A 10718-nucleotide genomic window follows, 5' to 3' on the forward strand; every position below is an offset into this window, starting at 1 on the left:
CGGCAACGCCGCTGAGCGCAGGTTGGAGAGGGTGCCGCGGAGCGAAGCTCCGCGCGGTCTTTTGGACCGCATCCGCTCTCCCATCTACGATTAAGGCCGACTGCGCCGACCTAAGTCGGCGAATCCCTCTCCCGTTTGGAAAGTTAGTGCGAAATTCCTAAAGCGGTTCGCCGGTTAGCCGCTGGCAGACCATGTCGAGCTGGTCGAGCGTCGAATAGGAGACGGTCAGCGTCCCGCCCTTCGCGCTGTAGGTGATCTTCACGCCGAGCCCGATGACGTCGGTCAATTGGCGCTCGAGCGCGGCGATGTCGGCGTTGCGCCCGTGACTACCGCCACCGCCGCCATGGCCGCCCGACGTGCCGTCGTCCTTCGCTGCCTTGGCCAGCCGCTCGGTTTCGCGCACCGACAGGCCGCGTGCCACCACTTCGGCTGCGAGGCTTTCCACATCCGGGGCGCCAATCAGCGCGCGGGCGTGCCCCATGTCGATCTTGCCGTCGGTCAGTAACGAGAGGACGGATTCAGGAAGATCAAGCAGTCTCAATAGGTTAGCGATGTGGCTGCGCGATTTATGGACCAGCTTGGCCAGCGCTTCTTGGGTATGGCCGAATTCGTTGATCAGACGCTTGTACGCATCGGCTTCTTCGACCGCGTTGAGATCGCGGCGCTGGATATTTTCGAGCAGCGCGATTTCGAACGTGTCGGCATCGTCGAGTTCGCGGACGATCACCGGCACTTCGTGCAATCGTGCGCGCTGCGCCGCACGCCAGCGGCGTTCGCCGGCGACGATCTGGTAGTTGCGGCCGTGCGGGCGGACCAGGATCGGCTGGAGCACACCGCGTGCCGCGATCGACTGTGCCAGTTCCTCGAGCGCGGCTTCGTCGAACACGCGGCGGGGCTGGCCCGGCTGCGGCGTCAGCGCGCCCACTGGGAGCATGCGGATGCCCGCCGGCGTTTCGCCGCCGCCCATTGTCGGCACGGCATCCGGCGCGATGTCGCCGAGCAGGGCATTGAGCCCGCGGCCTAGGCTGGGGCGGGGTTTGCGGGGAGCTTCGGTCGTCATGCCGCGATCGCCGGGGCCGCAGGGGGCAGGCGCCCGATCAACTCGCGTGCCAGCGCCATATAAGCTTCGGAGCCCGAACAGCGATAATCGTAGATCAGGGCGGGCAGCCCATGGCTGGGCGCCTCGGACAAGCGAACGTTGCGCGGAATCACCGTGTCGAACACCACCTTGCCCAGCACCGCCCGGACGTCGGCCGAGACTTGGTCGGTCAGCCGGTTGCGGCGGTCGTACATGGTGAGGGCGACGCCGAGGATCGCCAGGCCGGGATTGAATCGCGAGCGGATGCGTTCGACTGTCGACAGCAACTGGCTCAGCCCTTCGAGCGCGAAGAATTCGCATTGCAACGGCACGAGCAGCGAATCGGCCGCAACCATCGCGTTGATCGTCAGCAAGCCAAGCGAGGGGGGGCAGTCTATCAACACGACATCCCAGCGATCGCTGGCCACTTCGAGCGCATGGTCGAGCCGGTGTGTGCGCTCCTCATAGTCGACCAATTCGATTTCCGCGCCCGACAGGTCGACCGTCGCCGGCACGATGTCCAGATGCGGCACCACGGTCGCCATCACCGCCTCAACCACCGACGCTTCGCCGACTAGGACATCGTAGCTCGATTTCTTGCGGTCAGCGCGGTGGATGCCGAGCCCGGTCGAGGCGTTGCCTTGCGGGTCGAGGTCGATGATGAGGACGCGCTTGTCGGTTGCCGCCAGCGCGGTTCCCAGGTTGATCGCCGTCGTGGTCTTGCCCACGCCGCCCTTCTGGTTGGCCACGGCAATGACGGTCATCGCGCTCGTACTCCGCGCGCGATCACGATGCTCGATTCAGGATCGGTGATGCTCTGTTCCACGTGGAACATTCCATGCCATCTTTGCTTGGCACGCGCCACCTCTTCGCGCGCCGCTCGTCCCTTGGGTAGCAGCCAAAGTGTCTCATTGCTGGCGCACTGCACCGCCGACGCGATTATCTGTGCCACCTGCGCGACGGCGCGCGCCGAGATTACCGCGACCGGCTGGCGCACATTCTCGACCTTTCCGGTGATGACCTCAACTAGGGGAAGGGCAAGCGCCGCAGCGGTTTCCCGCAGGAAGTCGGCGCGCAGCCGGCGCGGCTCGACCAGGATGAAGCGCCGCTCCGGTTGCACCGCGGCCAACGCGAGCCCGGGAAAGCCGGCGCCGGTTCCGATATCGAGCCAATCCCCTTGATCGGGCGCCGGTGGTGCGAGCTGCAGCGAATCGACGATATGCCGCGACCAAATCGTTGCCAGGGTGGAGCGCGCGATCAGATTCTGCTGGTCGCTTTCTACCGTGATGATCGCCGCCAGATGGTCGAGGCGGGCGATCGCCCCGGCATCGAACCGCGTCGTCGCCCAATCGCGGGCGTCATCCTCTGTCATGCCGCCGCTCGCGTCGCGTGGAGCAGGATCGCGGTGAGCGCTGCTGGGGTGATCCCTCGGATGCGTCCGGCGGCCGCCAGCGTCGCGGGGCGGGCAGCGGTCAGGCGTTCGACCATTTCGTTGGACAGGCCGGGAATCGCCCCGAAGTCGAGATCAGGTCGCAGCGCGATGCGTTCGCTCGCACGCAGCTCGGACACTTCAGCCTCCTGGCGCTCGACATAGGGCGCGTAGCGCGCGTCCTCGATCGCTTCTTCGATGACCGGCGTCGACGACCCAGTGAGGGTGGGGGAGACGTGCGCCAGCTCGACCCCGGGGAAGCGCAACCATTCGCCGGCCGACCGTCGCGCCCCGTCCTGCGCGACCTGCGCGCCGCGCGCTGCCAGCGCGCTAGCGGTGAGCGGCTCCGCAAGCTGTGCGTCGACCTCAGCGCGCTCAGCCTCGCGTGCGCGGACATGGCGCAGCCGCTCCTCGCCGAGCAGGCCAGCAGCCTCGGCGACCGCGCTCAACCGGGTTTCGGCATTGTCAGCGCGCAGCCGGAGCCGGAACTCGGCGCGCGCGGTGAGCATTCGATAGGGCTCGGTGACGCCTTGCAGGACCAGATCGTCGATCATCACCCCGAGATAGGATTGCGCGCGGTCGGGGACGAAATCGGCGATGCCCAGCGCCGCGGCAGCGGCATTGGCGCCGGCAACCAGGCCCTGCGCCGCAGCTTCCTCATATCCCGTCGTGCCGTTGATCTGCCCGGCACAGAACAGGCCGGGCAATGCAGCGACCGCAAGCCGGTGACCGAGCGCGCGCGGATCGATATGGTCGTATTCGACCGCATAGCCGAATGCAGTGATCCGGGTGCGCTCGAGCCCCGGAATCGAGGCGATCAAGGCCTGTTGCACGTCGGCCGGCAGCGAGGTCGAGATGCCGTTGGGATAGACCGTCGCGTCGTCGAGCCCCTCAGGTTCGAGAAAGATCTGGTGGCCGTCGCGATCGCCGAAGCGATGGACCTTGTCCTCGATCGACGGGCAGTAGCGCGGTCCCACACCTTCGATATCGCCCGAGAAGAGCGGCGAGCGGTCGAGTCCGGCACGGATAATGGCGTGGCTGGCATCGGTCGTCCGCGTGATGGCGCACCACAATTGGGGGAGGGGACGGCCCGGCGACAGCGCCGACATCGTCCAGCTATCCGCCTCGGAGGGCTGCACTTCGGTCCGCGCCCAGTCGATCGTTCGCCCGTCGAGGCGCGGCGGTGTGCCGGTCTTGAGCCGCATCATCGGCAGTCCAAGATCGCGCAATTGCCCGGACATCACTGTTGCCGCACGCTCGCCCAGCCGACCGCCCGCGTCGCGCTCGTCGCCGCGAAACATTCGCGCGCCCAGGAAGGTCCCGGTCGCCAGCACCACCGCCGTGGCGGCGAGGCGTTCGCCATCGGCCATCTCGACACCGGCGATCCGCCCGCCGTCGATCACCAGCGCGGTCGCTTCGTTCGCGACCAGTTGCACGCCTGTGTGTCGCGCGAGCAGTTCGCGCACAGCGGCACCGAACCGGCGCCGATCCGCCTGCACGCGTGGACCGCGAACCGCGGCACCCTTGGAGCGATTGAGCAGGCGATAGTGGATTGCGCCGGCATCGGCGGCGCGCGCGATAATGCCATCACAGGCGTCCACTTCGCGAACGAGATGGCCCTTGCCGAGCCCACCGATGCTGGGGTTGCACGACATCGTCCCGATATTGCGCGCGTCGAACGTCACCAACGCGACCGACGCGCCGCGTCGCGAGGCTGCCGCAGCGGCCTCGACACCGGCATGGCCGCCGCCGATCACGATGACATCGAAGCTGTTCATGGCAGCGCGATTAGCAGGGATGTTCCACGTGGAACACTCACTTTCCGATGCAGAACCTCGAGAACAAGGCGTCGAGCATCGCCTCGATCCCGACATCGCCGGTGATCCGCGCCAACGCTACGTTGGCTCGCCGCAATGCGTCCGCAACGACGAGCTCGTCTGGTGCGCCCATGTCGCCAAGCGCCTCACGCGCTTCGCGGCAATGCGCCCGCTGACGTTGATTGAGCGCCATATCGCTCGCCCCGGGAATCAGCGCCGATGAGCGGCCGACCAGCAGCTCCCACAATTGCTCGATGCCGAATCCCGATTCCGCGGACACCGCGAGCACCACGCTATCCGGCACATCCTCTCGCCCAGCCATATCGGCGCGGGCATGGAGCCACAGCATGCGCTTTTCCGGCGGCGCGCCATCACCCAGCCACAGCACCAGATCGGCCCCGGCGATTGCCTGACCGGCGCGATCAATCCCGATCGCCTCGATCGCATCGCCCGCCGATTCGCGCAGGCCGGCGGTGTCCGTCAGCACGAAGGGGATTCCCGCACGCGACACCGGCACCTCGATTCGATCACGCGTCGTCCCCGCGATCGGCGAGACGATCGCCGCCTCGCGACGCGCCAGCGCGTTGAGCAAGGTCGACTTGCCGCTATTGGGTGGACCGGCAAGCACGACTCGGATGCCGTCACGCAGACGATCCACCGCAGGCGCACTCAGCGCCGCCTCGATCTCGGACGCCACCGCCCGGGCCTCACTTCGAATGCCATCGAGCAGCACGGCATCGACATCGGCTTCGTCCGAAAAATCGAGCGACGCTTCGAGCCGTGCCGCCAGTCCAAGCAACGCGGCGCGCCAATTGGCGATCTGCCGCGACAGCGTGCCGTCGGCCATCGCCAGCGCCGCGCGCCGTTGCAGCTCGGTCTCGGCCGACAGCAGGTCGCCGAGTCCCTCGGCCTCGGCGAGATCGATGCGACTGTTGGTCAGCGCCCGCCGGGTGAATTCGCCGGGTTCGGCGCGGCGCAGGCCTGGCTGCCGTCCAAGCGCCGCCTCGACCGCGGCAACGACGGCACGCCCGCCATGGACATGCAATTCGACAAGATCCTCGCCCGTCGCGGTGTTGGGGGCAGGGAAGACCAGCACCAGCGCGCTGTCGAGATGATCTCCACTCACCGGGTCGCGCAAGGTCCGCAGCCGTGCTTCACGTGGAACAGGCAGATCGCCCGCCAGCGCTCGCGCTGCCGCAAAAGCCTGCGGGCCGCTGACGCGAATGACGGCGATCGCCGCCGGCGGCAGACCGGACGAGGGGGCAAAGATCGTGCTCATGACAATGTCAGACCAAGCGGGGATTACTCGTCTTTGCCGCCCTCGAACATCTTGCGCCAGAATTGCATCCCGGCATCGCCCATCGGCATCCAGCTCTTCATCATCGTCTCGAGCAATTCGGGCTTGACCATATTGCCGTCCATCGCGCTCATCACCGCCTCGACATATTTGTCGTGGATCGGGGTCAAATCGGGCAGGCCGATCGCGCGGCGCGCTTCTTCGGGAGTGCAATCCACCTCGACATTGATCTTCATCGCCGAAACTCCGCTTGAGCGCGCCGGCCGCGCTGCTACCTGTTCAAACTACCTGTATGCGCGCGACGGACCACCTATCGCAACGTCCCATTCGGAGAGAGCCATGACCGCGACGATCAAGATCGAGACGCTCGAAAAAGACGCCAGCTTCGATGCCTATGTCGCCGAGCCTGGTGGGGGCAATGCGAGCGCAGCGATCATCGTCATCCAGGAGATTTTTGGGGTGAACGCCGGCATCCGGCGCAAGTGTGACCAGCTCGCCGAGGCGGGCTATCTGGCGATCGCGCCCGATCTGTTCTGGCGGCTCGAGCCGGGCATCGAACTCGATCCCGATATCCCCGATCAGTTCAAGGCCGCCCTCGATTACATGGGCAAGTTCAATCAGGATCAGGGTATCCGCGATATCGAGGCAGCGATCCACGCCGCGCGTGCTCGCGTCGGGGGCGGCAAGGTCGGCGCGGTCGGTTACTGTCTGGGCGGGCGGCTGGCGTATATGACCGCGGCGCGCACCGATATCGACGCGACGGTCGGCTATTATGCGGTCGGAATCGATGGCCTACTGCGCGAGAAACATGCGATCGCGCGGCCGCTGATGCTCCATATCGCCGGCGCCGACGGCTTCGTCAGTCCCGAGATACAGAAGGCGATGCACGAGGGGTTGGACGACAATCCCAAAGTCACGCTGCATGACTATCCCGGGGTCGATCACGGCTTCGCCACCGAGTTCGGCAAGCGCCGGAGTGAGGAGGCGGCCAATCAGGCGGACGAACGCACGATGACGTTTTTCGCCGATAGCCTGACGTGATTATCCTTATATGTTAGGAAGTTGCGGCAATCTGGCGTCGAGCCCGAGCGCCGGCAATACGCCAACGCGTCGGTCAGTCAGCCCGTCGTAGATCATCGAGCACGCCACCCACAGGATCACCGCCAGCCCGACATAGGCGATCCAGCGGTGGCGATCGATCACGCGTGCGATCAGATTGGCGGCGAGCCCCATCACCGCGACCGAAAAGATCAGGCCGAACACCAGGATGGCAGGGTGGTCGCGCGCGGCGCCGGCGACGCCGAGGACGTTATCCAGACTCATGCTGACGTCGGCGAGCGCGACGGCGAGCACCGCGGCACCGAACGTCCTGACCGATTTGCGGCCCTTACGTTCGCGCTCGGCCCGCTCGCGCAATTCGCGCCACAATTTCCATGCCACCCACAGCAACAGTAGCCCGCCTGCGGCCAGAACACCAATGAAATGAAGTAGATAGGTTGCCATCAGTGCAAACGCGACGCGCAGTACTAGCGCCGCCGCCGTTCCCGCCAGGATGACTTTCTTCTGCTGGTCGTGCGGCAAACCGGCCGCGAGCGAGCCCACCACCACGGCATTGTCACCGGCCAACGCCAGGTCGATCACCACCACTTCGCCCAGCACGGCGAGCGATTGGGCGGAGAAGAAAGCGGCAATATCCATCGGCGGATTCTACAAGCCCGCCAGGGCAGGGGTTGTTCCCGCAGTCAGAGCCAGCCGAACAACCGCCCGAGCCCGATCGCGGGATCGACGATCCCCTCGTGAATCATCGATCCGGCAACATAAAGGATCACGACCAGGCCGAGATAGGCGATCCAGTGATAGCGCTCGATCAGCCGCGCGATGTAATTGGCGGCGATCGCCATCAACGTAACCGACAAGGCCAACCCGAACAGCAGGACGGTTGGATGGTCGCGCGCGGCGCCGGCCACCGCCAGCACATTGTCGAGGCTCATCGACAGATCGGCGAGCGCGACCTGGAACGCCGCCCTGGCGAAGCTCTTGGGCGCCCGCGCCGGCGTGGCGGCATCGGCGGCGACTGCCTGGTTGTGACGCCGTGCGTGCTGGAGCTCGCGGAACAGCTTCCAGGCTACCCATAGCAAGAGTACGCCACCTGCGAACAGCAGCCCGACAACATGGAGCAGCTGGGTCGCGACGAACGCGAATACCACCAGGCAGAGCAATGCGACGCCGACGCCGATCGACAGGACGCGCTTGCGGTCCTTTTCGGGCAGGCCGGCGGCAAGCGTGCCTAGCACGACGACATTATCACCGGCCAGCATCAGGTCGATCATGATGACCTGGCCGAGCGCGGCGAGGCCCGCGGCGGTGAAGACGTCGGAGATGTCGATAACTGGCATCGGGCGGAGTTAGCAGCGGGCGGCAGGGGTGCAAACGAAAACGGCGCAGGGTGAGCCGCGGCCGTTTGCTTGGTTCGGGATTGCGGCGCGAAGTGAATTCGCGCCGTCGGTCGGACCTGCGGTCCGCCGGCCGACCAGGAGCGAGTCCGGGGATTAGCGAACGCTAATCCCGGCCGCTCACTGGTTCATACTATCAAAGAAGTCCTCGTTGGTCTTCGAGTCCTTCATCTTGTCGAGCAGGAATTCCATCGCGTCGGTGGTGCCCATCTGCATGAGGATGCGGCGCAGCACCCACATCTTCGACAGCTTGCTCTTCTCGACCAGCAGTTCTTCCTTACGGGTGCCGGACTTGCCGACGTCCATCGCCGGGAAGATGCGCTTGTCGGCGACCTTGCGGTCGAGGACGATTTCCGAGTTGCCGGTGCCCTTGAACTCTTCGAAGATGACTTCGTCCATCCGGCTGCCGGTATCGATCAGCGCGGTGGCGATGATCGACAGCGACCCGCCTTCCTCGATGTTGCGGGCAGCACCGAAGAAGCGCTTCGGGCGCTGCAGCGCATTGGCGTCGACACCGCCGGTCAGCACCTTGCCCGACGACGGGACGACGGTGTTGTAGGCGCGGCCGAGACGGGTGATCGAGTCGAGCAGGATCACCACGTCCTTCTTGTGCTCGACCAGGCGCTTGGCCTTTTCGATCACCATTTCGGCGACCTGGACGTGGCGCTGCGCGGGTTCGTCGAAAGTCGAGCTGACGACTTCGCCCTTAACGCTGCGCTGCATGTCGGTGACTTCTTCCGGGCGCTCGTCGATCAGCAGCACGATCAGGAAGACTTCGGGATGGTTGTCGGTGATCGCCTTGGCGATGTTCTGGAGCATCACCGTCTTGCCGACGCGCGGCGGCGCGACGATCAAGGTACGCTGACCCTTGCCCTGCGGGCTGACGATGTCGATGACCCGCGCCGATTTGTCCTTGATCGTCGGGTCGAGCTGGTCGAGCGTCAGCTTCTGCTCGGGATAGAGCGGGGTGAGGTTGTCGAAATTGACGCGATGACGGACCGCGTCGGGATCGTCGAAATTGACGCTGGTGAGCCGCGTCAGGGCGAAATAGCGCTCGCCATCCTTGGGCGCGCGGATCTCGCCTTCGACCGTGTCGCCGGTGCGCAGGCCGAACTTGCGGACCTGATTGGGCGAGATGTAGATATCGTCGGGGCCGGCGAGGTAATTGGCCTCGGGGCTGCGCAGGAAGCCGAAACCGTCGGGCAGCACTTCGATCGTGCCCAGGCCCATGATCAACTCGCCATTTTCGGCCTGTTCCTTGAGGATCGCGAACAGCAGATCCTGCTTGCGCAGGGTCGACGCGCTCTCGACCCCCAGCTCTTCGGCCATCGCGACGAGCTCGGCGGGGGGTTTCTTCTTGAGGTCTTTAAGATGCATTTCGGGTGTATTCCGGGTGACTTGGGGGAGATTTTTCGAGCTTCTGTCGGCGAGGACCGCGACGATGCTGGAGGAAGGAGGAGAGCGAGCGTCCCGAAGGGCACCGCTCGTCTCCACGATCTATGGGCGCGATTCCCTCAAGTCAAGGCGATCAGAATGGTTTCACCACCACCAGGATGACGATCAGCGCGACAAACAGGGCAGGAAGTTCGTTGATCAGGCGGAGCTGCTTCGATGTCAGCGTCGCTTTGCCGCCGGCAAGCTTCTTCGCATAGGCCGTCATCCAGCCGTGATACCCGCTCATCACGATGACGAGCAGCAACTTGGCGTGGAGCCAGCCCTCATTCCAATGCTGGCCGACGGTGGCGATGGTCAGGCCGAACACCCAGACCAGAATCATCGACGGGGTCATGATGATCTTGCGCAGTTTGGTCTCGCGCTCGACCCATTTCGCCGCCTCGGGCGTGCCGAGCGAATCCTGATGGTGGACCAGATAGCGCGGCAGCATGAACAGCCCGGCCATCCAGAAGATCACGAAAATGACGTGCGCCGCCTTGAGCCACAGATAGATCGAGGCGAGGAAGTCCATCATCCATTCCTTACGAAATTTAGGAGCTGCTCGACGTGCGCGATCGGCGCATCGGGCAGAATGCCATGGCCCAGATTGAAGATATGCGGGCGATCGGTGAAGGCCGCAAGGATGCGGCGCGCGGCTGAGGTCATGACGTCACCGCCAGTGATCAGCGCGAGCGGATCGAGATTACCTTGCACCGGCAATCCCTTAGGCAGCACCTCGTTGGCCCAGACCGGATCGACCGTCTCATCGAGCCCGACCGCGCCGACCTGGGTCTCACGTGCATAAGCTGCCAGTTTCGCGCCAGCGCCTTTGGGGAAACCGATCACCGGCGTTGTCGGATGGCGCTCTGCCAGCGCCGACACGATGCGCGCGTTCGGAGCGATCACCCAGCGCTCGAATTCGCTCGGTGCCAGGCTGCCCGCCCAGCTGTCGAACAATTGCACTGCCTCTGCGCCCGCATCGATCTGCTTCGACAGGTAATCGATCGTCACGATTTCGATCGCATCGATGATCGCCTGGAACGCCTGGCGATCGCGATAGGCCAGCCGTCGCGTCTCGCTTTGGTCGCGACTGCCTTGCCCGGCGACCATGTAGGTGGCGACCGTCCACGGGCTGCCGGCAAAGCCCAGCATCGTCGTTCCCGCGGATAGTTGCGCAACCACGCGGCGCACCGTCTCGTACACCGGCTCG

General features: G+C 65.2%; 12 protein-coding genes. 1 reads left to right on the top strand and 11 read right to left on the bottom strand.

Annotated features, from left to right (window positions below):
* Positions 1-157: 157 nt before the first annotated feature.
* The 6 genes from SAS01S_RS03980 to SAS01S_RS04005 are packed head-to-tail and all read right to left on the bottom strand — an operon-like array spanning position 158 to position 5857.
* Positions 158-1060, bottom strand: a complete 903-nt coding sequence (locus SAS01S_RS03980; protein WP_066805161.1) for a ParB/RepB/Spo0J family partition protein — start codon at positions 1058-1060, stop codon at positions 158-160.
* On the bottom strand, positions 1057-1842 hold the full coding sequence (locus SAS01S_RS03985; protein WP_066805176.1) for a ParA family protein: 786 nt from the start codon (positions 1840-1842) through the stop codon (positions 1057-1059). Before SAS01S_RS03985 ends, SAS01S_RS03980 begins: the two co-directional genes overlap by 4 nt.
* Complete coding sequence (rsmG, locus tag SAS01S_RS03990) at positions 1839-2450, bottom strand: 16S rRNA (guanine(527)-N(7))-methyltransferase RsmG (protein ID WP_066805178.1); 612 nt, start codon at positions 2448-2450, stop codon at positions 1839-1841. Before rsmG ends, SAS01S_RS03985 begins: the two co-directional genes overlap by 4 nt.
* Complete coding sequence (gene mnmG, locus SAS01S_RS03995; RefSeq protein WP_066805180.1) at positions 2447-4285, bottom strand: tRNA uridine-5-carboxymethylaminomethyl(34) synthesis enzyme MnmG; 1839 nt, start codon at positions 4283-4285, stop codon at positions 2447-2449. Before mnmG ends, rsmG begins: the two co-directional genes overlap by 4 nt.
* Before the next feature lie 37 nt (positions 4286-4322).
* Complete coding sequence (gene mnmE / locus SAS01S_RS04000; RefSeq protein WP_066805183.1) at positions 4323-5603, bottom strand: tRNA uridine-5-carboxymethylaminomethyl(34) synthesis GTPase MnmE; 1281 nt, start codon at positions 5601-5603, stop codon at positions 4323-4325.
* Between the two features lie 23 nt (positions 5604-5626).
* Positions 5627-5857 carry a DUF6489 family protein gene (locus tag SAS01S_RS04005; RefSeq protein ID WP_066805185.1) on the bottom strand — a complete coding sequence of 77 codons (231 nt, stop codon included), beginning with the start codon at positions 5855-5857 and terminating at the stop codon, positions 5627-5629.
* A 103-nt stretch (positions 5858-5960) separates the two neighbouring features.
* Here SAS01S_RS04005 and SAS01S_RS04010 point away from each other — a divergent pair, with 103 nt between their 5' ends.
* Complete coding sequence (locus tag SAS01S_RS04010; protein WP_066805188.1) at positions 5961-6662, top strand: dienelactone hydrolase family protein; 702 nt, start codon at positions 5961-5963, stop codon at positions 6660-6662.
* 6 nt (positions 6663-6668) lie between these two features.
* On the opposite strand, the gene SAS01S_RS04015 is transcribed toward SAS01S_RS04010, so the two are convergent.
* The 5 genes from SAS01S_RS04015 to SAS01S_RS04035 form a co-directional block, all read right to left on the bottom strand.
* Complete coding sequence (locus tag SAS01S_RS04015; protein WP_066805200.1) at positions 6669-7319, bottom strand: YjbE family putative metal transport protein; 651 nt, start codon at positions 7317-7319, stop codon at positions 6669-6671.
* 44 nt (positions 7320-7363) lie between these two features.
* Positions 7364-8017: a YjbE family putative metal transport protein gene (locus SAS01S_RS04020; RefSeq protein WP_066805202.1), complete on the bottom strand. Its 654-nt coding sequence runs from the start codon at positions 8015-8017 to the stop codon at positions 7364-7366.
* Positions 8018-8194: 177 nt separating this feature from the next.
* Complete coding sequence (rho, locus tag SAS01S_RS04025) at positions 8195-9451, bottom strand: transcription termination factor Rho (protein ID WP_066805204.1); 1257 nt, start codon at positions 9449-9451, stop codon at positions 8195-8197.
* A 151-nt stretch (positions 9452-9602) separates the two neighbouring features.
* Entirely contained in the window at positions 9603-10040 is a 438-nt protein-coding gene (locus tag SAS01S_RS04030; RefSeq protein ID WP_439646829.1) for a CopD family protein, read from the bottom strand.
* The coding region (locus SAS01S_RS04035; RefSeq protein ID WP_066805225.1) for a uroporphyrinogen decarboxylase family protein at positions 10040-10718 on the bottom strand (679 nt) is incomplete at its 5' end. The genes SAS01S_RS04035 and SAS01S_RS04030, both read right to left, overlap by 1 nt.

It is taken from the genome of Sphingomonas asaccharolytica NBRC 15499 (assembly GCF_001598355.1).
Lineage (GTDB): Bacteria > Pseudomonadota > Alphaproteobacteria > Sphingomonadales > Sphingomonadaceae > Sphingomonas > Sphingomonas asaccharolytica.

What these genes read in the sequence shown, in the direction of transcription:
- SAS01S_RS03980 (WP_066805161.1), bottom strand. Translation starts at nt 1,060, where the DNA reads ATGACGACCGAAGCTCCCCGCAAACCCCGCCCCAGCCTAGGCCGCGGG.
- SAS01S_RS03985 (WP_066805176.1), bottom strand. Translation starts at nt 1,842, where the DNA reads ATGACCGTCATTGCCGTGGCCAACCAGAAGGGCGGCGTGGGCAAGACC.
- rsmG (WP_066805178.1), bottom strand. Translation starts at nt 2,450, where the DNA reads ATGACAGAGGATGACGCCCGCGATTGGGCGACGACGCGGTTCGATGCC.
- mnmG (WP_066805180.1), bottom strand. Translation starts at nt 4,285, where the DNA reads ATGAACAGCTTCGATGTCATCGTGATCGGCGGCGGCCATGCCGGTGTC.
- mnmE (WP_066805183.1), bottom strand. Translation starts at nt 5,603, where the DNA reads ATGAGCACGATCTTTGCCCCCTCGTCCGGTCTGCCGCCGGCGGCGATC.
- SAS01S_RS04005 (WP_066805185.1), bottom strand. Translation starts at nt 5,857, where the DNA reads ATGAAGATCAATGTCGAGGTGGATTGCACTCCCGAAGAAGCGCGCCGC.
- SAS01S_RS04010 (WP_066805188.1), top strand. Translation starts at nt 5,961, where the DNA reads ATGACCGCGACGATCAAGATCGAGACGCTCGAAAAAGACGCCAGCTTC.
- SAS01S_RS04015 (WP_066805200.1), bottom strand. Translation starts at nt 7,319, where the DNA reads ATGGATATTGCCGCTTTCTTCTCCGCCCAATCGCTCGCCGTGCTGGGC.
- SAS01S_RS04020 (WP_066805202.1), bottom strand. Translation starts at nt 8,017, where the DNA reads ATGCCAGTTATCGACATCTCCGACGTCTTCACCGCCGCGGGCCTCGCC.
- rho (WP_066805204.1), bottom strand. Translation starts at nt 9,451, where the DNA reads ATGCATCTTAAAGACCTCAAGAAGAAACCCCCCGCCGAGCTCGTCGCG.
- SAS01S_RS04030 (WP_439646829.1), bottom strand. Translation starts at nt 10,040, where the DNA reads ATGGACTTCCTCGCCTCGATCTATCTGTGGCTCAAGGCGGCGCACGTC.